Annotated in this window: 22 protein-coding genes and 1 pseudogene; 10 read left to right on the plus strand and 13 right to left on the minus strand. The window is 58.7% G+C overall.

Features of this window, described 5'->3' with window-relative positions; genetic code table 11:
* The first annotated feature begins 213 nt into the window (after positions 1–213).
* The 3 genes from phnF (at position 214) to GA0061100_RS12470 (ending at position 3,192) form a co-directional block, all read left to right on the plus strand.
* Positions 214–972: a phosphonate metabolism transcriptional regulator PhnF gene (gene phnF / locus GA0061100_RS12460; protein ID WP_075853006.1), complete on the plus strand. Its 759-nt coding sequence runs from the start codon at positions 214–216 to the stop codon at positions 970–972.
* Between the two features lie 101 nt (positions 973–1,073).
* Positions 1,074–1,895 carry a class I SAM-dependent methyltransferase gene (locus GA0061100_RS12465; RefSeq protein ID WP_075853265.1) on the plus strand — a complete coding sequence of 274 codons (822 nt, stop codon included), beginning with the start codon at positions 1,074–1,076 and terminating at the stop codon, positions 1,893–1,895.
* Positions 1,896–2,025: 130 nt separating this feature from the next.
* Positions 2,026–3,192 (plus strand): acyltransferase family protein, encoded by a 1,167-nt coding sequence (locus GA0061100_RS12470; RefSeq protein WP_244557818.1) that lies wholly within the window; start codon positions 2,026–2,028, stop codon positions 3,190–3,192.
* A 5-nt stretch (positions 3,193–3,197) separates the two neighbouring features.
* On the opposite strand, the gene GA0061100_RS12475 is transcribed toward GA0061100_RS12470, so the two are convergent.
* Positions 3,198–5,147 (minus strand): FUSC family protein, encoded by a 1,950-nt coding sequence (locus GA0061100_RS12475; protein ID WP_075853007.1) that lies wholly within the window; start codon positions 5,145–5,147, stop codon positions 3,198–3,200.
* A gap of 171 nt (positions 5,148–5,318) precedes the next feature.
* Between GA0061100_RS12475 and GA0061100_RS12480 the strand changes: the two genes are divergently transcribed.
* Entirely contained in the window at positions 5,319–6,215 is an 897-nt protein-coding gene (locus tag GA0061100_RS12480) for a LysR family transcriptional regulator (protein ID WP_075853267.1), read from the plus strand.
* 7 nt (positions 6,216–6,222) lie between these two features.
* On the opposite strand, the gene GA0061100_RS12485 is transcribed toward GA0061100_RS12480, so the two are convergent.
* Together GA0061100_RS12485 and GA0061100_RS12490 are read right to left on the minus strand one after the other, a co-directional pair.
* Positions 6,223–7,149, minus strand: a complete 927-nt coding sequence (locus GA0061100_RS12485; RefSeq protein ID WP_075853008.1) for a cation diffusion facilitator family transporter — start codon at positions 7,147–7,149, stop codon at positions 6,223–6,225.
* A gap of 140 nt (positions 7,150–7,289) precedes the next feature.
* Positions 7,290–8,171, minus strand: coding sequence for an AraC family transcriptional regulator (locus tag GA0061100_RS12490; RefSeq protein WP_244557819.1), 882 nt, complete (start codon positions 8,169–8,171; stop codon positions 7,290–7,292).
* 123 nt (positions 8,172–8,294) lie between these two features.
* Here GA0061100_RS12490 and GA0061100_RS12495 point away from each other — a divergent pair, with 123 nt between their 5' ends.
* Both GA0061100_RS12495 and GA0061100_RS12500 read left to right on the plus strand, forming a co-directional pair.
* Positions 8,295–9,527, plus strand: coding sequence for a cytochrome P450 (locus GA0061100_RS12495; protein ID WP_075853009.1), 1,233 nt, complete (start codon positions 8,295–8,297; stop codon positions 9,525–9,527).
* Between the two features lie 29 nt (positions 9,528–9,556).
* Positions 9,557–9,877, plus strand: a complete 321-nt coding sequence (locus tag GA0061100_RS12500; RefSeq protein ID WP_075853010.1) for a 2Fe-2S iron-sulfur cluster-binding protein — start codon at positions 9,557–9,559, stop codon at positions 9,875–9,877.
* Between the two features lie 63 nt (positions 9,878–9,940).
* Here the strand turns inward: GA0061100_RS12500 and GA0061100_RS12505 are convergent, their stop codons facing one another.
* The 3 genes from GA0061100_RS12505 to GA0061100_RS12515 all read right to left on the minus strand — a co-directional run bounded on the left by GA0061100_RS12505 (position 9,941) and on the right by GA0061100_RS12515 (position 12,340).
* Positions 9,941–10,987 (minus strand): isopenicillin N synthase family dioxygenase, encoded by a 1,047-nt coding sequence (locus tag GA0061100_RS12505; RefSeq protein WP_075853011.1) that lies wholly within the window; start codon positions 10,985–10,987, stop codon positions 9,941–9,943.
* A gap of 228 nt (positions 10,988–11,215) precedes the next feature.
* A complete protein-coding gene (locus GA0061100_RS12510) occupies positions 11,216–11,731 on the minus strand; it encodes a P-loop NTPase family protein (protein WP_075853012.1) in 516 nt (171 codons plus the stop codon).
* 105 nt (positions 11,732–11,836) lie between these two features.
* Positions 11,837–12,340, minus strand: coding sequence for an NUDIX hydrolase (locus GA0061100_RS12515; protein ID WP_075853013.1), 504 nt, complete (start codon positions 12,338–12,340; stop codon positions 11,837–11,839).
* 132 nt (positions 12,341–12,472) lie between these two features.
* Here GA0061100_RS12515 and GA0061100_RS12520 point away from each other — a divergent pair, with 132 nt between their 5' ends.
* Positions 12,473–12,859: a VOC family protein gene (locus tag GA0061100_RS12520; protein ID WP_075853014.1), complete on the plus strand. Its 387-nt coding sequence runs from the start codon at positions 12,473–12,475 to the stop codon at positions 12,857–12,859.
* Positions 12,860–12,916: 57 nt separating this feature from the next.
* On the opposite strand, the gene GA0061100_RS12525 is transcribed toward GA0061100_RS12520, so the two are convergent.
* Positions 12,917–13,546 carry a TetR/AcrR family transcriptional regulator gene (locus tag GA0061100_RS12525; RefSeq protein ID WP_075853015.1) on the minus strand — a complete coding sequence of 210 codons (630 nt, stop codon included), beginning with the start codon at positions 13,544–13,546 and terminating at the stop codon, positions 12,917–12,919.
* 180 nt (positions 13,547–13,726) lie between these two features.
* On the opposite strand from GA0061100_RS12525, the gene gap reads away from it, so the two are divergent.
* Both gap and GA0061100_RS12535 read left to right on the plus strand, forming a co-directional pair.
* Positions 13,727–14,734 (plus strand): type I glyceraldehyde-3-phosphate dehydrogenase, encoded by a 1,008-nt coding sequence (gap, locus tag GA0061100_RS12530; protein ID WP_075853016.1) that lies wholly within the window; start codon positions 13,727–13,729, stop codon positions 14,732–14,734.
* Positions 14,735–14,879: 145 nt separating this feature from the next.
* Positions 14,880–15,395 (plus strand): hypothetical protein, encoded by a 516-nt coding sequence (locus GA0061100_RS12535; RefSeq protein WP_244557820.1) that lies wholly within the window; start codon positions 14,880–14,882, stop codon positions 15,393–15,395.
* 236 nt (positions 15,396–15,631) lie between these two features.
* Here the strand turns inward: GA0061100_RS12535 and GA0061100_RS12540 are convergent, their stop codons facing one another.
* From GA0061100_RS12540 to GA0061100_RS12555, 4 genes are all read right to left on the minus strand, one after another.
* A complete protein-coding gene (locus tag GA0061100_RS12540) occupies positions 15,632–16,288 on the minus strand; it encodes a DUF3313 domain-containing protein (protein WP_075853018.1) in 657 nt (218 codons plus the stop codon).
* 68 nt (positions 16,289–16,356) lie between these two features.
* Positions 16,357–17,691: a HAMP domain-containing histidine kinase gene (locus tag GA0061100_RS12545; RefSeq protein ID WP_075853019.1), complete on the minus strand. Its 1,335-nt coding sequence runs from the start codon at positions 17,689–17,691 to the stop codon at positions 16,357–16,359.
* Positions 17,688–18,431, minus strand: a complete 744-nt coding sequence (locus GA0061100_RS12550; RefSeq protein ID WP_075853020.1) for a response regulator — start codon at positions 18,429–18,431, stop codon at positions 17,688–17,690. The genes GA0061100_RS12545 and GA0061100_RS12550 overlap by 4 nt, the downstream gene beginning before the upstream one ends.
* A 353-nt stretch (positions 18,432–18,784) precedes the next feature.
* Positions 18,785–19,306: an SRPBCC family protein gene (locus GA0061100_RS12555; RefSeq protein WP_075853021.1), complete on the minus strand. Its 522-nt coding sequence runs from the start codon at positions 19,304–19,306 to the stop codon at positions 18,785–18,787.
* A gap of 116 nt (positions 19,307–19,422) precedes the next feature.
* On the opposite strand from GA0061100_RS12555, the gene GA0061100_RS12560 reads away from it, so the two are divergent.
* Complete coding sequence (locus GA0061100_RS12560) at positions 19,423–20,340, plus strand: LysR family transcriptional regulator (RefSeq protein ID WP_075853022.1); 918 nt, start codon at positions 19,423–19,425, stop codon at positions 20,338–20,340.
* A 48-nt stretch (positions 20,341–20,388) separates the two neighbouring features.
* Here the strand turns inward: GA0061100_RS12560 and GA0061100_RS12565 are convergent, their stop codons facing one another.
* Positions 20,389–20,949 (minus strand): cytochrome b, encoded by a 561-nt coding sequence (locus GA0061100_RS12565; RefSeq protein WP_075853023.1) that lies wholly within the window; start codon positions 20,947–20,949, stop codon positions 20,389–20,391.
* 318 nt (positions 20,950–21,267) lie between these two features.
* Positions 21,268–21,552, minus strand: a pseudogene (locus GA0061100_RS12570) (helix-turn-helix transcriptional regulator); the annotation flags it as partial.
* Positions 21,553–21,629 lie beyond the last annotated feature (77 nt).

Below are 21,629 nucleotides of genomic sequence, written 5' to 3' on the forward strand. Positions count from 1 at the left end.
AATATCCGAATGATTAATAAAACATTCGGATATTTACCTAACGATAGCGAGTGACATCCATATGAAGGGGAATGTGGCTAAGCACCAAGGTCCGATGGCGAAATTGACTTAAGTCGTTGTTTACTAGATTTCCGATATTCGGCAGAGATTGAAAATCGATGCTGTAGCCGATATATGACATTCGAATGACATGGTTGAATTCGGAAGGCAGGCATGGAGAAGAAATTGCTGCACGGGCAATGGCAACAGGTCGAAAGCGATATTGCTGAAGATATCCTGACCGGCCGCCTGTCACCAAAGACACAGCTTCCGACGGAATCCGACCTGATGGAACGTTTTGGTGTCGGACGGCACACCATACGGCGGGCCATTTCCCGCCTCGAAAGCCGAGGGCTCGTGCTGGTCGAGCAGGGGCGTGGAACCTTTGTGCGGGATAGTCGCCTCGATTACCGCTTGTCCGAACGTACGCGCTTCTCGCAAAATCTGCTCGATCAGGGCAGGGAACCGCTCGGCCAAGCCATCCACGAAGAAGTTGTTCCGGCCTCGGAACTGATCGCCGAGGCTTTGCGGCTTCCCCTTGGTGAGCCGGTCTATCATATCGTGAGGCGAGGCTTCGCCGACGAGGAGCCGATCAACTATTCGCATGCCTATTACCCCGTGCGCCGCTTTCCCGGCTTCGACGAGGCACGGCGCAGCGGGAGAAGCGTGACCGTCATTCTGGCCGAATACGGCATCCCCGACTATATCCGCCTGCGCACCGATATCATCGTTCGTCTGCCGACGAGCGAGGAGGCGAAGCAACTCTGCCAGTCCATGTCTCAGCCGGTGGCTGTGTCGAGAAAGGTGGACGTCGATCTCAAGGGCACTCCGATCTCCTATTCGGAATCTGTATGGCCGGGTGAGCGCATACAATTCTCGATCGACAATACCAGCCAGCTTCTGGACGTGCTTGCGCGCGGCGAAGTGGGCTGACCAGATCGGTTCTGCGCGATTGGCCTCTTCAGAGCCCGAATGACGCGTGTGCTGCGATATGCTAATGTTGCGGTCTATCAGGCGTGCAGCGGGTGATGGTGATGTTGGAGGCAGACAAGGTATTCGCTGGCTCAATCCCGGAAAACTACGACCGCCACATGGTGCCGTTGATTTTCGAGCCTTACGCAGCAGATATTGCACGGCGAGCCGCGTCCTTGCGGCCTGGCGCGGTGTTGGAAATTGCCGCGGGGACCGGCGTTGTCACTCGAGCCTTGGCGCCGAAACTAACCGCCGATGCAAGCTATGTCGTCACCGACCTCAACCAGCCGATGCTCGATTACGCCGCTTCGCGGCAAGCTCCGGACAGCCGCATCACTTGGCGGCAAGCGGATGCCATGGCGCTGCCGTTCGAAAATTCATCCTTTGACCTCGTCTTTTGCCAGTTCGGCGCGATGTTCTTTCCTGATCGCATCTCGGCCTATCGCGAAGCAAAGCGCGTTCTGAAGCGCGGCGGACATTTCCTGTTCAACGTCTGGGACCGCATCGAAGAGAACATATTCGCGGATGATGTGACGAACGCACTTGCCAGGATTTTTCCGAACGATCCGCCGCGCTTTCTCGCGCGCACTCCGCATGGTTACCACGATGTGGACCGGATTCGCGGCGACCTCGAAGCTGCAGGTTTCTCCGAAATTGTGATCGAAACGAGAGCCGAACAAAGCCGGGCATCCTCACCGCGCCTTCCAGCCGTCGCCTATTGTCAGGGAACTCTGCTTCGCACCGAAATCGAGGCCAGAGAAGCGGGGAAGCTTGAGGCGGCAACCGACCATGCCGCCGCCGTGATCGAAGCCAGGCATGGTACCGGCGAAGTTGCTGCCAAAATTCAGGCGCATATCATACTGGCGACGGCTTATCCTGCCTAGTGCATGAAAGATTAACTGAAGAATAACTATAATTTAAAGCAGGGCTGCCAACTTATGCCCGGGGCGACGAGTTGTTATATTGTGTTGGATACCAAATGGAAATCCAAGGCAATATTTACTGAGCTTTCCGGTGAGGTTTTATAGGGAAATACTTGAGGGGCGAGATGCGGGCAGCGATGCCGGCAAATCCACTCATATGCTCCTGAACCTGCAGGTGCTGCGCGCGCTTGCAGCCTCGTCCGTGGTCATCGCCCACGCCTTGCATGAAACAGAGATGCTGGCTGCAGCGACAGGACGTGCGGCGGTCGATGGCTCCGCCTGGAATCTCGGTTTCGGCGTCGACATATTCTTCGTTCTTTCCGGCTTCATCATGACCCATACGGCGGCGTCTGAGTTCGGCAAGAGCGGCGCTTCGCTCCGCTTCTTCCTGCGGCGCTGCGCCCGCGTCGTCCCGCTTTACTGGCTGTTGACGAGCATCATGCTGCTTGGCGCGCTCGCGGCACCCTCGCTGCTCGCCGTTCCCGTCGGCTCCATATCCCATGTTCTCGCATCTTATTTCTTCATTCCGTCCGGGCGTGGTGTGGATGAGGTCAGGCCGGTGCTCGCGCTCGGCTGGACACTGAACTACGAGATGCTGTTCTACGTGTTCTTCGCACTGGCGCTCCTTTTGCCGATAAGGCTGGGGATCGTCTGGCTGTCTGTGCTTATGGTCGGCATGGCACTCGTCGGAAATCTCGTCGATCAGAGCCATGTCCAGATAGCCTTCTGGACGAGCCCGATCATTCTGGAGTTCCTGTTCGGCGTCTATGTCGCGCTGATCTTCCGCAGCGGCGTAAGGATCGGCAAGGGAATTGCGTTCGGGCTCGTGGCCATAGGGCTTCTTGGCTTCGTTCATATCTCTACACCTTGGAACGATGCAGCCTTTCCGCGATTTCTGCGGAGCGGTTTGCCTGCGGCTCTCTTCGTTCTTGCGGCCGCAATCGGCCCCGTCTTGCCGCACAAGAGGCTCGTCCTCTGGACTGTAGCTTTGGGAGATGCCTCCTACAGCCTCTACCTCGCCCATCCTTTTATCCTGCGGCCCATGCGAGCCCTCTGGGCGAAAGTGATCGGCGGAGCTCTTCCGCTCGGCCTGTTCGTTGTCTTCTCGACGCTTGCTGCTGCCCTGCTCGCCCTGGCGCTCTTCAGAGGTGTCGAGAAGCCGCTTACGCGCCGCGTACAGGGTGTCGTGCTCGGTTCGGCACGACGGAAGCGGAGATCGACCGGGGTGCTCCCGGCGGTGGATACCGAGAGTGCCTGACGCCTTCAGACGGCTCGTTTCTCGCGGAGATAATCGGCATGGTTCAATGCGGCCGAGGCGATCGCGTCGAGCTGGCTCGCGGCGCGGATCAATGTGCGGCGGGTCGAGATGTCGGACCTGTTGATCCGGTAGGAAAGATGGCGGGCGGCTGCGCGCGAGACTTTTGCGAGGCGCGCCGGATCACCGCGGCCAAGCTGACGCAGCACGACTTTCAGCGGTTTGGCGAGACGAGGATGTTCCCTTGCCAATTCGGACAGCGTGATCGCAGCTTCGCCGATCGTGAGCGCAGCAAGCATTCCCCTTAGATCGTCTTCCGCCTGTTTCTCGGGAACGCCGGCGTTGGTTGCGGCCTGTCCACCCAGGCGGTCGACGGTTTTGCTCAGCCAGTGTTCTCTCGTCCAGCGGGCAGGCGTCTTACCGATATCTGCGAGATCGCGCCGTGTTGCGCGCTGCAGGCGCAACCTCTTTGCCTTGGGGTTGGAGGGAAAGAGCAGCGTGAAGACAAGCACGCCGGCACCGACACCCAGCAGCAACGCCAGGGCGCCGTTCAGGAAGGATGCGGCATCGACGCGGCTTGTATTGTCCGGGCTGATCAGATCGAGAAACAGAAAGGCAAAGCTCGTTGCCAGGGCGGCGGTGCGGGCATTGCGCATGGCAAGCCCCGTTGCAAACATGATGATGCCGATGACGACGGCCAGTTCGGTAAAGTCCGACAGCATCGGCAGGATGGCGAAATTGCAGATCGCCGCCGCAATCACCGCGACGAGCCCGCCCTTGAGGAAACCCATCCCGCCGACCACCGGATTGGGTCGAGTGGCAAACAGCGCGCAGATGACACCGAGGATGATGATGAAGCTCGGGCCGGACGGCCAGGCGGTTGCGATCCAGAACCACGATCCCACGACGATCGCGACGAAGGTGCGAAGACCGTTTTGAACAGCGTCGCGATGATCGACATGGAAGGAGAGTTTGAGCCGTGAGGATGGCGCCTTCTCGTCCGAAAACAGAGCCTGGCGCATCAGCGCGTCGTGTGCAGCTTCGAGCAGCCTGTCGAGATGGTCGAGGATCGGAAGCCGGGGCGGGATGTTATGGCCGCAGTCGGCGGCTGTCGTAGACAATGCAGCCCGAACATCTACCCGCAATGCAGCAATGGCGGTGGGGTCGACGGGTGACGTGGAGCCGATGGCGTCGAGCGCGACGGCTGTTTTCTCGACGAGAGGTTCATCGAGATCCGGCCGCGCTGCGAGATGCTCGCGCAGAGACTGGGCAACCGCCATCTGGGTGAGTATTGCGACTGAGGCACCGCGCAAATGACCAAAACGGCTGCGCACGGAACTTGAGCTTGCCGTCGCATATTCGGCGGCGACATCCAGTTCCAGCGCGCCTGTCAAAAGTCGCTGGAACCCAGAAGTGTTGGCTTGACCGCGCAATGCGCGGGCGCAGAGATCGGCGACCTGGCGGAGATATGTTGCCAGACGGTTCCGGGTCTCCTGCAGCGGCGCGCCGGGTGCGAAGATGGTGGTGAAAACAGCTTCCGTCATGATCCCGAGGGCGATGTAGATCACCCGCGCCATCGCAATGTCGAAGACCTCCAGTGGCGAGCTTATGGAATCGAAGGCGATGATGGCGGCGGTGTATCCGGCAAGCACGGCGCCATAGGAGCGAAAATTGCGCAAGCCTGTGGCAAGTGCCGTGCAGAGCCCAAGCCATAGGGCGAGTATGAGAATGAACAGTTCCGGCACCTGCGCGAAGAACGCAACCATCGTTACAGCGGCGACAGCGCCGACGATCGTCCCCAATATTCTGTATTGGCCTTTTGAAAGGCTCATGCCGCGGCTTGATTGAGCAACGATCCAGACCGTCATCGGCGCCCATTTCGGATCGTCGAGATTGAGCAGGAAAGCGATATAGAGTGCCACGAGCGACGCCGCCGTCGTCCGCAGTGCGAAACCCATTGCCGACCACGTCAACCACGGCGGCAGCGCAAGCCTACGCGCCATCGGGCCGAATAGTCTTGCTGAGTTAAGAGATGCCTCGGTCATGCGCGTAGCGATAACTGTATGGACGAATAAAGATAATGGCGTAAATTCGAGACATATTATTGCTGGAAACGGTAGAATATGGTCATGGACCTCGAGAGCATTCGGATTTTTCTGCGGGTTGCGGAACGCGGCAGTTTCACGGCCGCCGCCACACAATTGCGGCTGCCTTTGACGAGCGTCAGCCGCCGGCTAAAACAGCTCGAGGACGATCTCGGCGTTCAATTGCTCTACCGTACGACCCGACGCGTATCGGTCACGGATGCCGGGCGCGACTATTACGAGCGCTGCATCAGGGCGGAAGAGATCCTGGAGGAGGCGGACCAGACAGCACGCGCGGTGCGCATCGAGCCGCAAGGGATGCTACGCGTCCTCATGCCTTATACGCTTGGTCTGAGCGTGGTGGAGCCGAGGCTGGGCGAGTTCCGTCGGAATTATCAGAAGGTGCAGCTGGCTCTCACCTACGACAATTATCCTCTTGATCTGATCGAGCACGGTTTCGACGTCGCGCTGCGAACGGGACCGCTTTCCGATTCCGGCTATTCTGCGCGCATACTTGGACGGTCTCGCGCCCATCTTGCCGCAAGCCCCGCCTATCTCGACAGGTTCGGCCGACCCGAGCGTCCAGAGGATCTGAGAGACCATGCCATCATGATCATGGGCGCCGGCACATCTTTGGCGACGGTGCGATTGCTCGACGAGGCCAGCAATGTAGCCGAGGTCGTCGTCAAGCCGATCCTGATGTCGAACGAGGTAACGACCATCATCCGCCAGGCTGTTGCCGGTGCAGGCATAGCGTTGATATCGCCCCAGCTCGCTGCGCAGCACTTTGCGCGCGGCGAGCTCGAGGCGGTTCTTCCGCAATGGCAGCGTGCCGATGATATCGAGCTCAATGCGCTATTTCCACGACGCGCCACCACGGATCGCAAGGTGCGCAGCTTCGTCGATTTCCTCGCCGAAGTATTCAGGGACTGGCGGGTATAGTGGCTGCTCAATCGGCCCATTCCGGATCGGTCGTAAAAGCGATCGTCAGCCACCGGTCCGGGCCTTCGCCGCCGATCGCTTCGCCGATCTCGTCACGGATATGATCCCATTCCTCCAGCTTCTTCGCCGGCCCGTTCGGCGGAACGATGAAATAAAGCTCGATCTGCTTGCCGCGGCCGACCCGTGCGACATAGGAGCGGTAGGATAGGAAATTGTAACGACGAACGATGTCCGTCGCGACGCGATCAACATGTTCGCGAAGATCCGCAGGTGTCACGAGCAGGATATCGGCGAATGCCTGCTTGATCGTTCCGATCGGCATGGGAATGACGATGAGGCAGACCAGAGCCAGAGCGACCGGATCGACATAGGGCGATATCCATTGCAGGTTCGTTCCCTGAATGAAAAAGCCGAAGATAAAGGCGAGAAGCAGCGCTCCGCTCAGGCAGCCCGTCATCACCCAGGCCTTGGCATCCAGCGCAATGAAACTGGATTTCAGCGTCTCGTTCGCCCGCCTGCCATAGGCCGCCATCAGGAAGGCGATAACCATGGTCAGCACTGCGTAGATGATGGCCTGGTCGAAAGAAAGATGCCGGCCGCCGGCCATGATGCTGCCGATGGCGTTGATCAGGGCATAGATCGCAGCGCCCGTCAGAAGCACGCCATTGAGGCCAAGAACCATGGGCTCGAGGTGCCAGAAGCCCATTGTGAAATGCTTGGCGAATTTGCCGGCGGGTGTGGGGTTCGTCGCGGAGGATATGATCAGATTGGAGACGATCAGCGCAACGATCGTCATACTCGCATCCGTGAGTGCGTAGACGCCGTCGAAGACGATCGCATAGGAGCCGGAGAGAAGGCCGAAGGCAATGCCGGCGACGGCGAGAACGAACGTCACGATGATGGAAATGCGCAGGACGCTTTGTTCGGTCGTCATTTTTCAATCCCCGGCTAGAGACGTGGCATACGCTTCGGATAGCTGCCCACACCTCTTAACGCGTCGCGTGCACTGAGCCAATCGGTGCGAACCATGTCAGTTGGGCCGATATATTGGGGAAGCCGAAAGGTATCGACCCGTCAGACTCCTGTGAGCCTCGCGTTCTGCCCCTGTCGCCTGAACTCGCTTGGCGGGACACCGACCAGCTTCTTGAAGTCGCGGGCAAAGTGAAAGGGGTCGGGATAGCCGCATCTGGCGGCTATCCGGCCGATCTGTTCGTCCGTCACGACCAGCAGCGGCTTTGCGGCGTTTACGCGCTCATGACGCAGCCAATCGAGAGGTGTCGTTCCCATTCTCTGGCGGAAGCGGCGGAACAATTGCGCCTGGCTCAGATTGGCGGCAACGGCGAGCTCCCCCACCGTCCAGGGGTGCGTCAGGTCGGTGCGGACAAGTTCCATGACCCGCTGTAATCGCTGGAGGGCGCCGCCAAGCTCGCCGTTTTCTGCACGCTCGGATACCAGGGCTGAAATCAGCTGCGCCAGCAGGGCAAAGCATCTGTTGTCTGCAAGGAAGCTGCCCGTTTCGACCTCTCGCAGGATGCCTTCGAACAGGGTCCCCACATCGCGCGGGCTTGCCGTGTCGAAGACCGGGTTTCCAATCACGCCGAGGCTGTCGAACAGGGTATCGAGCCCATATCCGACGAATCCCAACCATAGATAGGACCAATGTGAATGGCGCGGCTCGCAGCGATGCGAATAGAGCATCGAGGAATCCAGCCAGGCGATCGTTCCTTCGCGCAGAATGCTCGAAAGTCCGTTGACCTGCAGCAGGCCTTGTCCGCCAAGGGTCAGGATCAGGGTGTGCTGGTTGAAACGATGGGCAATCGGCGGTTCCGCAGGCGAGCAGACCCGCCGGCCCGCAGCGAGAAGCGAGTAGGGGAAGGCGCGGGACAACCGGCCCGGGGTCTGGAAGAAGACCTCGTCGAGGGGGCGGGTTTCATGTGAAGTCATATCGTCGGTCATGGCGGACCGATCCTATTTAAGTATGAGAGTTTTATCCATATGGCTGCGGTTCGCATCCATGTCTTTTCATCCCGCGTCGCTGTATCCTAAGGCGATAAACCAGAATGGACAAAGGTCCTGATCATGCCGACTGCAACCCCAGCATTTGATCCGCTCTCGCAAGCGTTCACGGACGATCCCTATGCCTCTTACCGTGAGCTGCGCGCCAGCCCCGGTCCGGTCTATTACAAGCATTTCGACATATGGCTGCTGTCGCGTTATCAGGATGTGGCCGCCGCCGCCGCCGACAAGACGCTCGTGCGCTCGCTCGAATTCTTTCTTTCTCCGGAGGAGATCCAGGAGCAGAAGGTTCGGCAGAACTGGCACGATATGCCGAACCATTCGCGCTTCGTGCAATTCAGCCTCCTGGATTCCGATGGCGAGACGCATGACCGGCTGCGGCGCAAGGTCTTTCGTGAATTTACGCCAGCCCTCGTCGCGCGCCAACGTGGCATGATCCAGGATTTCGTCGACCGTCTGCTCGACCGTCTCCTTCAAGCAGGCACGATCGACTTCGTCGAAGATCTTGCCTCGCAGGTTCCGGGCCACATCATCGGCTCGGTTCTGGGTGTGCCGGAAGAATATGCGGGACAGCTGCGCAAGTGGTCGGAAGAGGTCGTGCAATATTTTGATGTCGATCGCAGCGAGGAGCGCAAGGCGACCGCCGAACGCGCAACGACCGAATTCTACGAACTCCTCAAGGAGCTCATCGCCGAGCGCATGCGCACTCCGCGCGACGATCTTCTCTGTCGGCTGACTGAAGCGCATGTCGCCGGTGAGCTGACGGAAGACGAACTCGTTTCCACTTGCATGCTGATCCTGATGGCCGGACACGGCTCGACGATCGATGTGCTGGGCAGCGGAATGCATGCTCTGTTGCAACATCCTGGCGCCCTGAACAAGCTGCGCAAAACGCCGGCCGTGATGTCCACCGCCATCCAGGAGATGTTCCGCTTCGAATCGCCCTTGCCATTCTTCCATCGCTATCTGACAGAGGACAAGACGATTGCCGGCGAGCCGCTGCCAAGAGGCACGAAGGTCGGCCTGCTCTATGGTGCGGCCAATCGCGATCCCGAGCAATTCGAGGCGCCGGATGAGTTTAATGTCGAGCGCACTCCCAACCGCCATCTGGCCTTCGGCGGCGGTGCGCATTTCTGTCTTGGCAATCACCTTGCCCGGCTGGACATGGAGATCATTTTTTCGACGCTCCTGCAGCGCACCCGCGCGATCGAGCTGTTGGACGACAATCCGGCCTATAAGCGCGGGCTCTCCGTGCGCGGTCCGAAACGCCTCGATATCCGTCTCGTTGCCGCCTGAGCGGGTCTGCTGAAAATATGGAGAATATCATGTGTGAAATCGTGTTCATCGATTCCGCCGGTCGCGAGACCCGCGTTAAGGCGCAGGAAGGCGAGACCCTGATGGCCGTCGCCGTCCGCTGTGGAATCGATGGCATCGTGGCACAATGCGGCGGCGCCTTGGCCTGCGGCACCTGTCATTGCTATATCGAGCAACCCCATCTCGATCTTCTGCCGCCGCCTTCAGAAGAAGAGGCTACGATGATCGAATTCGTGATGGAGCCCACGCCGAACAGCCGCTTGAGCTGTCAGATCCTCGCGAGCGGCGTCACCAACGGCATGCGCGTCGTCGTGCCGGATAGTCAGCACTAGGGGCTTGCCTCAAGACGAGGCGACCGATGTAGCGACCTCGCCTAAATCTTTACGGTATCCGGCCTAAACCGACTGCTCCGATGCCAGGAGATCGGCATAGTGAGCGCGGGCGACATCCGGGTGGGAGCGCAACCGGCTCTTCAGCTGATTCTGGCCGACTTCGCGGAAGATCGGGTTCAAGGGATCGACCGAGATGCCGCGTTCCGATCGCTTCAGCTCATCCGGCAGCTCGATGACGGGGATCGTCGCATCCGGACGGGAGCCCAGGAAGAAGGCAACAGAGAAGCGTTCGACGCCCGCGGGCGGCGCGATGACGTCATGCACGTCCGCGCGCACGAACCCGTTCGTCGCAAGCTCGAGCAATTCGCCGGTGTTGATGACGAAGGTGCCCGGAACCGGCGGTGCGTCGATCCAGACGCCATCTTCAGTGCGCACGCGGAGGCCGGGCGTGGTGTCCTGCAGCAATACGGTGACGAAGCCGCCATCCTTATGGGCGCCGACGCCCTGGTCCGTTTCGGCCACATCACGGCCTGGATAGCGGATGATCTTCAAGAGCTGCGAGGCTTGTGGCTCGTAAATGTCTGCAAAGACGTTTTCCGATTGGCCGAGAGCGGCGGCGATCGCCTTCAGCACATCGATGCCGATGCGCGTCACCTCGGCCTGATAGGCGAGCAGGAGGGGCTTGAGCTCGGGCAAGGCCTCCGGCCACTGGTTTGGGCCTTGCAGACGCCGCCAGGCCGGCGTATCCGGACGGAGCTCGAAGGGGGCGCTTTCGGTGTTGATGTCGAGCTGCTCGCGCCAATCCTGTTCGCCGCGGGTGCGCTCCTGACCGGCGCGATTGTAGCCGCGGAAATGCGGCGATTTCACCATCTCGATCTCGAGCTTTTCTTCCATTGGCAGTGCGAAGAAACGTTTGGCCGTCGCCACCACGTCGGCAATCAGCTTGGGATCGACGCCGTGTCCTGTGAGATAGAAGAAGCCGTGATCGTAAAGCACCGTGCGAAGCTCGGCGATAAAGGCCTGATGCTCTTTCGGTGAAGCATAGAAGCGCGACAGATCAAGCGTTGGAAGCGATGTGCCGGAACCGGTCGGCGTGGTATGGGAGGTCAATGGGGTTTCCTCTTTCAAGCTCGTCTTTGTTCTCGGGCAGTGATGCCATCGCCTGCTTTGTCCGAGCAGTGGTGACGCAAATCGCCCTTAAGGGTTGAGATGAGGCTAGAAGCCTGTCGTCACTAAGGCAAAGAAGATAATCTCAAAGATTGCTGATCTTTTGGAATGGTTTTTACGGTCAGCATTCTCGCGACAGCAGCTTACATGAATAGTCATTGAGCCCGCAGTTCACTTCAATTTCTGCGCAAACGCATCCAGCTCATCAACACTGCCTATCCGTGTCAGCGTCTTGCCTGCGTCATGGGCTTCGGCACACAGGCGGCGAATGCCGGGCATCCAGTCCTGCTCGATGTCCCATATGGTCCGGAACAGATCCCGCGTCGGCGGCATGGCCGAGAGGCCACCGGGCGCGTGTTCGAGCTTGCCCGACTGCCAGGCAATCTGCCGCTCTGCGGCAAGCCAGAAATGCATCCAGAGCGGCATGTCGATGAGGATGATCTCGGTTGCGCGATCTATCCGTGCCGGGATTGAATCTTTGTGCCCGAGGCCGTCGAGAACCCAATCCTCACTGGATAGGATCAGTTCATGTTGCTCGATGTAAGTCTCGATCGGTGTGGGAATCCAGCCTTCCCGCCAGAGCAGCCCATCAATCTCGAAATGCGGGATTGCGCGTCTTTCGCCCAATTTGCGGGCGAGGGTGGATTTGCCACCGCCTGCATTTCCCAAGATGGCGATGCGCGACATTGGATGATGACCTGACGATTCGAGCCTATCGGAAACCTGGCAAAGATGCCGAAGCGTTTATGGAGTTATTCCATTGCTGTTGCAATTGATGCAGAGAGGCGGGGGTCAGGCCGCATCGCGCCGCACGATGTGCTGAATGCCAGCGGGATCGGTGGCGATGAGATTGCGTATGGGGGTGGGCACCAGGTCGAACCGATCGAGCCCGACCAGCGTGGAAGGTGCCCAGCGAAATTCGAGTTCGGCATTGCCGTCCATCACTCGATGCACGATGTCCGTTTCGTGAAACGGAAATGGCTGCAGCAGTTCCGCCTCATAGTAAAAGCCGAGTTCGTGAACTCGTCGTCCGGCAAACTCGAAGAAATTCTCAATGATGAAGCGCAGGGGGCCAACCGTGGCTCTGCAGCCGATTTCCTCTTCGATCTCGCGGGCGAGCGTTTCGGCGCCTGCCTCATGAAACTCCACACGGCCACCGGGCAAAGACCAGAAGCTGTCTGCGAGCGCACGGTGGATGAGGATATGATCGCCGCGGCGGATCAATGCGCCCGCGCGCAATTGAAAGCGGGAATTTTCGGAATCCATGACGATCATGGTTCGTACGGCTTCAGCCATGAAAGGCCCTCCGATTGCAAGACGAGATGGAAGTTATCTGCCAGATGTCGACATCTGGTTCCGAGATATAGTGCGCTAGTTTAAAGGTTGTTCTTCTCTTGGTTCTTTTTTCCAATCGGAGAGGTCCTGGCAATGCGTTTCGTAAATCCAATCCCTTTCGTCAGCGATATCGCTCGCTCGAAAGTATTTTATAGCGATCTGCTAGGCCTCAAGATCCTGAATGATTTCGGCAACTTCGTGCTGTTTGAAACCGGCTTTGCGATCCACGATGGGAAATCGCTGGAGCAAACAGTCTGGCGGAAAAGCAGCGAAACAACAGAGCCATATGGACGAGGAAACATCCTTCTCTATTTTGAACATGAGGACGTGGATGCAGCGTTCATGGCGATAGCGCCGCATGTAAACCTCATTCATCCCGTCGAAAAGCAGGAATGGGGGCAGCGGGTATTCCGCTTCTATGATCCTGATGGCCATGCAGTGGAGATCGGTGAGCCACAGCGGGACATGATGGCCGATTGATCCTTGCCGCCGTTAACTTGAGCGATTTCATCGCTTAAGGCGGAAATAGACTAGCCCCTATGGCGCCGTGCCGGCGCCTGCGGCCTTGAGGATCAGTGCGACGCTATTGCGCGCGATGCGCTCAAGTTCGGGACGGGCTGTGCCGGCGCGAGCGCGTTGCGCAAGGCTGTGCTGCAGGGCGGAGAGCATTTCGGCGACGGCATCGATGTCGGTCGTAGGCGGCAACTGGGCCTCATCGCGCGCCACCGCAATCCGATCACGGAACCGCGCGTCCGTGCGTCCGAGCGCAGCAAACAATTCCGCGCCGATCACCGGGTCGGCTGTCGCCTCGCCGGTGATGACACTGAGCATGGGGCAGCCGAGCGGGCGATCGTCACCTTCCGAATAGATGGCGACGAGCGCCAGGAAATAGCCATCAAGCGCCGCTGCGAGCGATGGCTCGTCGAAGAGGGCACCGTCCCGGCGTTCGGCACTATCCTCGACATATTGTGCGACCGCCCTGAGATAGATGGCGCGCTTGTTGCCGAAGGCGGCATAAAGGCTCGGCCGAGCCATTTTCGTCGCCTCCGAGAGGTGGTCGAGCGATGTGCCGGTGTAGCCACGGCGCCGGAATTCGAGCAATGCGGCGCCAAGCGCAGTCTTGGTATCATATTGGCGTGGGCGCCCCCGGGCGGACTTCTCTTTCATTTTTGTACCGTATCGCAATAAATTCGTTGCGGATTATTTTTGTGCGAAGTAGTCTAAAAATCAGCGGCGCGGAAAGCAATCCCTCTCCAAATAATGGGTAGTGGATGGGCGTGCGCGTCCTGCAGCGCTCTGAGGCGAGCGGAAGAGCGCCATTCTCCATCTCGATAAAAGGGACCATCGATGACTGACAAGATCCGCGTGGGCATTAACGGCTTCGGCCGCATTGGTCGGACCGTTCTGCGGGCTGCGATGGTGCGCGACGATGTCGAGATCGTGGCGATCAACGACCTGTTGCCAATCGATCACCTCGCTTATCTCCTCAAATACGACAGCGTGCATGGCGGTTTCGGAGGCAGCATAGTTGCCGCGGACCGTGCGCTTCGTATCGACGACGCCAGGATCAGGGCTTTCAGCGAAAGGGAGCCGGGCGCGATCGATTGGGGCGAGGTGGGCGTTGATGTCGTCATCGAGTCGACCGGCCTGTTCCTGACAAAGAAGGTCGTTGAAGGCCATCTCGCTGCCGGCGCCGGCAAGGTGCTGCTCTCGGCGCCGCCCGAGGATGACACGCCGGTCTTCGTGATGGGCGTCAACGCGAGTAGCTATGCCGGCGAAAGCATCGTTTCCAACGCCTCTTGCACGACCAATTGCGTCGCGCCGCTCGCCAAGGCTTTGAACGACGCTTTCGGCCTCGAGGAAGCGCTGATGCTGACGGTTCATGCCACGACATCGAGCCAGAATACGGTTGATGGTGTGGCGCGCAAGGATTGGCGTTTCGGGCGTGGCATTCTCGAAAACATCATCCCGGCAACGACGGGTGCGGCGCGCATGGTCGGCAAGGTGGTGCCCGAACTGAACGGGCGGATCAACGGCATGGCGGTGCGCGTGCCGGTGTCGGACGTATCGATGATCGATCTCACCTGCCGGCTCAGAGAAAACGCCTCCTACAAGGACATATGTGCCATGATCCGGGAGCAGGCGACGAGTGCGATGGAGGGCATCCTCGCCTATTGCGACGAGCCCGTCGTCTCGACCGACATGCGCGGCAATCCTCATTCTTCGGTCGTCGACGGGCTGGCCGGCATGCAAATCGAGGGTGGGCTGACGAAACTCGTTGCCTGGTATGACAACGAATGGGGTTACGCCTGCCGTTGCCTTGACCTGGCAGCACATATCTCGCGCGGCAGGTAGACACTGGTCATATCATGCGTGTTCCGATGATCTTCGTGCCTGATCTTCCAAGCACCGAACCTTACTACGGTTGATCTCATCTTCCCCGGCCGTTGCTCCAGCGTATTTCGATGGCGCGGCGGCCGGCCGGTGGACAAGTGATGCGATGGCCTGTTTGGCCGGCCGTAATATTTCTCAACAAAAAAATACATCGCTGAAAACGGAACTGGCCATACTGGCGAGGTCGCTCGCAGGAAGCTTGCATTGCCTTGCGCTTGCGGGGGTGAAGCAAGAGGATCAAGCAATGAAGATCTATTACGCGGCATTGACAATGATGGTGGCAACGACGGTCACCATTGGAACTGTCAGCTCCTGTTATGCCCAGGTCGTATTCTATGAGGACCAATCGCCAACCTATTCTCCGGGAGAAGGGCAGCCGGAAGCCGATTTTCTTCAGCGATGGAATCGCCGCCACGAAGAACGTCGCGAATGGGGTCAAAACTCCGACGATTTCGGTCCGTCCGATGTCATTCGTCTCCTGGTGCGTCGGGGATATCGGGTCAAGGATGTGCAAGACGTCGGACCACGTTACCTGGTGCGAGCATGGAGAGACGGAGACGACCTGTTGGTAAGCGTTTCCCGTTCTGGCGAGATCGTCGGCGTGGTCCACGACCGCGGCTGACGATGTCTGCGAAGGGTGAAAGGCAGTGCAGAGACATTGCCTTTCGCTTGTATTCCATGCGTGCGTGTCATGGGTAATTTGCGTGCAAGCCATCGGGCTGGTGTGCCTGAATGGATGTTCTGACATCTGTATGGGTAATCTTGCCGAGGTCGCGGTTGTACCCAGTATTCTTGGCTTTCGATGCGTTCGGATACGCAGCCAATCTCCTTGTTCACATCACGCGACCCGGCAGCCATCTACCTCGTTCGGGTCAGGAGATCGGCGGCGCCCTTGTCTATTGCGACATAAGAGGCCTTCAGACTTCCGAATGATGCTCCGAGATTGAGCGCACCCGGATATTGCTTGGCGACATAGGCAAGCAGCAGGCGGTTGGATGTTGAATCATAGATCTCGACCGCATAGGTTGCCGAGCCGGTCATCGATCCTTGTTTTCCGCGCGCCGCCTGGACGGTATTGTAGACGCCGCCGGCGATGTCGACATGCGAGGCCGGACCGAGCACGGGATTGGTTGTTTCCGCACCGGCAAGCGTCAAGCGCAGGCGCAGCGTAGTGGGGTCGGGGGCGGCGGCCATCGAATAGCGTTGGGTGAGCACACTGCTGAACTTGTCATGCATATAGCGCGCGAGTGTCTGCTTGTCCTCTTCGGACATGTCTGCGAATTGGCTGTCCTTGCCTCTATAGATGCTGGCAGGCTCGACGATGATCTTGTTATACTGGCTCCAGTTCACGCTCACCTTGTAGCTGAACGGGGCCTGCCCGGAACTGTCGCTCGGATCGGGTCTCAGTTGCGCCGCGGATGCAAGGCCCTGATAGACCATGGGTTCGGAAGTGGCGCAGCCTGCTGCAGCAAGGGAAATGGCTGCCAATGCAAGGCATGCGGGAAGGGACTTCATGGAGAGCTCCTGGAGTGTTTTTGCGATCTCCTTGTAAAGTTTGCCCTTGTTGCGTTGTGTTCGGATTTTTATGAAAATGTTGCGGCATTGCCGATGCCGGAATTGGCGGGCAGTCGTATTACGACGACCAAGCCGCTCGGCTTGCGGTCAAGCAATTCGAAGCTGCCTCGATGACCGACCGTAATGATTCCATGTGCAATGGAAAGCCCGAGGCCGAAACCGCCATTCTTGCTCGGCGAACGTGCCTTGTCGGCCTTGAAGAAGGGCTCCATGACCTTCGGTTTCAATTCGTCGGCGATCCCGGGACCATCATCGGCAACCGTGATGACGATTGAACCATCTTCTTCCCGGGCAAGTGTCAGATCGATGCGGCCGGCATGGCGGGAGGCGTTGTCGATCAGGTTTGATATGGCTCTTGATAGCGCCCGCGGACGACAAACGTAGGGTAAGCGCCGCGGTCCGGTGAAAGTGACCTCAATGCCGGTATCGGCAAAATCATCGGTCACGGTTTGCAGAAGGCTGGACAGCTCCACCTTCTTCAAGGCCTCGACCTCACCGCCGAGATAGGCAAGGCTTTCATTGATCATGCCGGACAGCACATCAATGTCCCTCAACATTTGTTGCCGCAACTCCGCTTGTTCGCACCGCTCGCTGCGCATTCTGAGCCGCGTCAAGGGTGTGCGCAGGTCGTGGCTGATGGATGTCAGCATGCGGGTGCGTCCGGCTACCAGCTCGCGGATGCGTTTGCGCATGAGGTTGAGCGATGTTGCGAGGCTCCGCAGCTCGGCCGAGCCACGAACATCGAAAGGCTCGTCAAGCTCGTCATCGGAGCGGACGGATTCGGCTGCCTTTGCCAGATTGACGATTGGTCTTCCAATCAACCACGCGGTCAGGATTGCCAGAATAGCAGCAGGGACAATGATCAGGACAAGATTGCCCACAACAGCAGGGAGGACCCATCGTGTCGTGGAAAACTCCGGCAATGCAAATACCAGGCTGCCATCTCCGGCTTTGACCGTCAAAGTCGTGGGATTGTTCCAGCCCATGAAGCCTTGAGGGTCGAGAAAGAGATTATAGTCGAGCAGTCGGCGCACGGCGGAGGGGATGTCCTGTGTCGCGATCGGCGAAGCGTCGGCCTGTTCACCGGTCGCCCTCCAGACATCGACGCCTTGTGCTTTGAACCTTGAAAGGATTGCGTCTCCTTGCGCTTCATCTGTCGAAAGCGCGAACTCCTTTGCAATGGTCTCGATGCGGCCGGCAAAAAGTCCGACTTCGACGCCCTTGTCGAAGCGGCTGCGCACGAATGGTTCGGTGCCGGCCGTTATGGTTGTGACGACAGTAGCAAGCAAAGTTGTGAGAATGGCAATCTGGGTGCGGACGGATGATTGGGATAGCCACTTCACGGCAGGTACTCGACATTCGCGGCGAAAAGATAGCCCCCAAGCCGCACCGTCTTGATGAAGATCGGCTCCTTCAGATTTGGCTCAATCTTCTGCCGAAGGCGGCTGATTTGAGCGTCAACGCTCCGTTCGACCGGCCCGGCCGTGCCGGCATGTGTCATAGACAGCAGCTGCTCACGGGTCAGGATCTGGTTTGGATTGTGACAGAAGGCGAGCAACAGATCGAATTCGGATGTCGTCATCAGCACTTCGGCGCCTTCCGGGTCCACGATCCGCCTGCTTCTCGGATCGAGCACCCAGCCGGCAAAAGTCATCTTCGTCAGCGGCTTTCGCTCCGATGTCTCCGTACCATACGAAGCTCTGCGAAGAAGCGCCTTGATCCTGGCGACAAGCTCCCGTGGGTTGAACGGCTTGGTGACATAGTCGTCCGCTCCAAGCTCAAGGCCGATGATGCGATCGATATCCTCCGTGAGTGCGGTCAACATCAGGATCGGGATCGTTCCGGCCGACCTCAGGCGCCGGCAGATGCTGAAACCATCCTCTCCGGGAAGCATGGCGTCGAGGATCACGAGATCGAATGGGTGCCTTTGCAATATCTTGTCCATCTCCGCGCCGCTTCGCACAGGCAAGGCGCGCAAGCCATGGTCCTTGATCAGTTCGACCAGCATAGTTGCAATCTCGTCATCGTCTTCGACAACAAGAATATGATGTGAAGGCTCAACCGTCCTCATGCGTGCAACCATGTTTGTAGATCCTGATCCTTCGCCCATTATCTGCGTGCCGGAGCAAGCCTTACGCCGCCTAAAAGGGCTGGGAGATGGGCCGAGAGCAACCAGCGATCGATGACTTTCGAAGGAATATCTCGCAGATCTTATCCTCGGCCGTCCATAGCAGAAGAAATTATAGCGACGTGTTAGAAAATATTACAATATGTTGCAGGCGGTCGCCGGAGCCATCAAGCTGAAGCGAGGAAACGGTCGCCGTCGCCGATGCCGGTACCTCTTAAACTGAATGGCAGGTCATGCAAGCATCGGCCTTCGGAACGCCATCACTGGCAACCCGAAGGCCGTGGAAATTGGATGAGATATGGCCCTCATCACTTCTGTTCTTTTGCATCACGCGCAGCGCCAACCAGGCCATCCAGCCAATCTTGATGGCCGTTGATCATCGGATTGGGCTTGGTGCGAGCGAGTTCGGCAGCTGGCTTACCCTTCTGAGTTTCCTGGGTCAGGATGCGCACCCGGCCCTCGGACAAATCTTCAATCAGCCAGGCGTGGTGGACATCCAGCCGGCTTTCGCTACCTTCCTCGCCGGCCCAGCCATGCCAGGCGACGCGGCCAGGCTGTCCATTGGCAGGCGGGATATACTCGGTGCACCGTGCTTCGACCGGGAAGCCGAAGGTCTCGAAGTAGAAGCGGACGCCTTCCTCAAGTTCCGGCCCCCTGTCATCATGGAAGCGGATGTTGGCGGAGTTGGCATAGTAGCTCGGCCAGCGCGGAGCATAGCCGAGAAACGGCCAGATTTCTTCTGCGGAAAGGTCCGCCACTATGACTTCATTCGATACGAAGTTCTCCGTAAAGCCTGGAATATAGCCCTTCGGCCAGATGATTTCGTTCATGGTGCTCTCCTGATTATGGGCCGGCACATGCCGGGAAATTGCAGTTTTCAACTTGCATGATGATGGGAAATCTGCAGACATAACGCAAATAGCAATACGTGATCACGCCTATAACGATGAAAGATATCAGAGCTCTCGACCTCAATCTCCTGCGCACGCTCGATGCGCTGCTCGATGAACGCAGCGTCACGCGTGCGGCCGAGCGCCTCGGCTTCACGCAGCCTGCGGTGAGTGGGATGCTGACGCGCCTGCGCGAGAGCTTCAACGACCCGCTATTCGTCCGTACTCGGCGCGGGATTGTGCCCACACTGCGTGCAACGGAGCTCGCAGGACCGCTCAAGCAGATCCTTGTTGATGTCGGGGCGCTTCTGCAGCCTGCGGCGTTCGACCCAACCACTGCCAAGTTCACGCTCTCGATTGCCGCGACCGATTATGCCCTTCAAGCCGTCGTCGTGCCGTTCCTGGCGAAGATGAGACCGTTAGCGCCCGGCATTCGCATTGCCATTCGTCCGGTCGAGGACGATCGTGTGCAGATGCAGTTCGAAAGCGGTGATCTCGACCTCGCATTGATGACCCCGGAGACCGCGCTGCCGGAGCTTCATGCGCGGCGGTTGTTCGATGAGACCTATGTCTGCGCACTTCGGAGCAACCATCCCGATGCGCGGAAGCAGCAGCTTTCCATTGACCGCTTCTGTGCCCTTGATCACGTGCTGGTCTCCTATTCCGGCGAGCGCTTTTGGGGCGTGACGGATGATGCCCTCTCCAAGATTGGTCGTCGGCGGCATGTTGCGCTGACGGTTACGAGCTTTCTTGTTCTTGCCGAGATTTTACGCACGACCGATCTGGTGGCCGCCGTTCCCAGACGGCTGGCGCAAAGCGCAAAAGGTCTTGTTCTGCGTGAGCCTCCCGTCGAAATACCGGGCTTCACCAAACTCGCCGTCTGGCACGAGCGCACCCATCGCGATCCCGGCCATCGTTGGGTACGCATGCTGTTGTTCGAGACATGCGGCAATCTGGAAACGGCAAAGACCTGAGCCGTCTTCTGCAAAGGTGGCGCGTTGTTTGACTCACAAGGAATTGAATCAGAACATCATTCTCTTCAGGACCTCATCCTTGCGGACGAAATGGTGCCAGAGGGCTGCCAGGATATGCAGGCTGACGACGGCATATAGGCAGTAGGCGCCATATTCGTGAATTTCGGCAGCCGTTCTCTCTAGGCCCTTATCGAGCGGCAGCAGATTGGGCCATTGGAAGAGACCGAACCATGGCAGGTCGTGGCCCCCGGTGGCGGACGTGGTGTAGCCTGCAAGGGGCATCAGGATCATCAAGACATAGAGCAGGATATGTGCGCCACGGGCAGCAAGGTGATTGAAGACGCCAAGCGGCTGTTGATATGCAGGTTCACCCAGCGAAAGCCTGAGCGGCAGACGTATGGCGATGAGGAAGAGCGCCGTCATGCCCAGGGACTTGTGTACATCGAGGAGCGCGCGACGCAGCGGTATGCCCGGTGTGAGGTAGGAACAATAAAGGCCGATGACGAGCGCTGAAATGATGACGATGGCCATGAGCCAATGCAGGAGTCGTTGCGACGATCGATAGCGGGAGGCGGGCGTTTCTGCTGTGGTCGCTGTAGTATCGGACATCGGTTTCTCCGGTCGTCTGGGGCACGGCGCGGATGCGGTAATCGGTCGGAATCTGGCTGAATTGAGGGCTTTTCCGTTCACCTTCTCGCGAGCGGACGTCTATCGGCCGCCGGCGATCTGACGCCGGCGCGGGCCAAAGGCTTCATTCCGGTTCGCAAAAGTGGCTTTATGGTCGGAAGTTGCATCGAGCGCGCCCAGTTCTATTCGGCGCTATTGCTCCGATTTAGGAGGTGTCCGGTTTCTTTCGCCGGTGCCGGAAAGGATCTCGCAGCTTTCTGTATGTGTCGGCGCTGGTGCTTCCGCGACAATAGCCTTCGTACAAATGCCGATCTCATGTCCTTCGATCCGGAAGAAGGCGATTCCTCCTGCCTCGAGCGCCAGACGCAACTGCGCCTCCGTTGCCCGATGCAGGCTATGGCGGTTGCCTTCATAGTCGCGGATCGTGCTGCGCGATACGCCGGAGCGGTCGGCAAGGTCCATCTGCGTCCAATCGAGGAAGCCGCGGGCTGCCCGGCAGAGCGCTGGTGTCAAAATCATCGCCATCTTACCTTGACGCAGGGTTCGAAGCTGCCCATATTGGGCGATATCTATCATATAGGACATAATATACCGGATTTCTAGGGGTTTTGCGGACGGGTAGTCTGGCGTGATCCGGCCAAGCGAAGGAACAACGTTTTGGG

The organism is Martinezella hainanensis, assembly GCF_900094555.1.
GTDB lineage: Bacteria > Pseudomonadota > Alphaproteobacteria > Rhizobiales > Rhizobiaceae > Rhizobium > Rhizobium hainanense.

Coding starts and splice junctions, on each gene's coding strand:
- GA0061100_RS12535 (WP_244557820.1), top strand. CDS start 14,880: ATGGCCTGTTTGGCCGGCCGTAATATTTCTCAACAAAAAAATACATCG.
- GA0061100_RS12525 (WP_075853015.1), bottom strand. CDS start 13,546: ATGAAAGAGAAGTCCGCCCGGGGGCGCCCACGCCAATATGATACCAAG.
- GA0061100_RS12485 (WP_075853008.1), bottom strand. CDS start 7,149: ATGACGACCGAACAAAGCGTCCTGCGCATTTCCATCATCGTGACGTTC.
- phnF (WP_075853006.1), top strand. CDS start 214: ATGGAGAAGAAATTGCTGCACGGGCAATGGCAACAGGTCGAAAGCGAT.
- GA0061100_RS12540 (WP_075853018.1), bottom strand. CDS start 16,288: ATGAAGTCCCTTCCCGCATGCCTTGCATTGGCAGCCATTTCCCTTGCT.
- GA0061100_RS12555 (WP_075853021.1), bottom strand. CDS start 19,306: ATGAACGAAATCATCTGGCCGAAGGGCTATATTCCAGGCTTTACGGAG.
- GA0061100_RS12475 (WP_075853007.1), bottom strand. CDS start 5,147: ATGGGTTTCGCACTGCGGACGACGGCGGCGTCGCTCGTGGCACTCTAT.
- GA0061100_RS12495 (WP_075853009.1), top strand. CDS start 8,295: ATGCCGACTGCAACCCCAGCATTTGATCCGCTCTCGCAAGCGTTCACG.
- GA0061100_RS12550 (WP_075853020.1), bottom strand. CDS start 18,431: ATGGTTGCACGCATGAGGACGGTTGAGCCTTCACATCATATTCTTGTT.
- gap (WP_075853016.1), top strand. CDS start 13,727: ATGACTGACAAGATCCGCGTGGGCATTAACGGCTTCGGCCGCATTGGT.
- GA0061100_RS12515 (WP_075853013.1), bottom strand. CDS start 12,340: ATGGCTGAAGCCGTACGAACCATGATCGTCATGGATTCCGAAAATTCC.
- GA0061100_RS12490 (WP_244557819.1), bottom strand. CDS start 8,171: ATGACCGACGATATGACTTCACATGAAACCCGCCCCCTCGACGAGGTC.
- GA0061100_RS12565 (WP_075853023.1), bottom strand. CDS start 20,949: ATGTCCGATACTACAGCGACCACAGCAGAAACGCCCGCCTCCCGCTAT.
- GA0061100_RS12560 (WP_075853022.1), top strand. CDS start 19,423: ATGAAAGATATCAGAGCTCTCGACCTCAATCTCCTGCGCACGCTCGAT.
- GA0061100_RS12465 (WP_075853265.1), top strand. CDS start 1,074: ATGTTGGAGGCAGACAAGGTATTCGCTGGCTCAATCCCGGAAAACTAC.
- GA0061100_RS12480 (WP_075853267.1), top strand. CDS start 5,319: ATGGACCTCGAGAGCATTCGGATTTTTCTGCGGGTTGCGGAACGCGGC.
- GA0061100_RS12520 (WP_075853014.1), top strand. CDS start 12,473: ATGCGTTTCGTAAATCCAATCCCTTTCGTCAGCGATATCGCTCGCTCG.
- GA0061100_RS12510 (WP_075853012.1), bottom strand. CDS start 11,731: ATGTCGCGCATCGCCATCTTGGGAAATGCAGGCGGTGGCAAATCCACC.
- GA0061100_RS12500 (WP_075853010.1), top strand. CDS start 9,557: ATGTGTGAAATCGTGTTCATCGATTCCGCCGGTCGCGAGACCCGCGTT.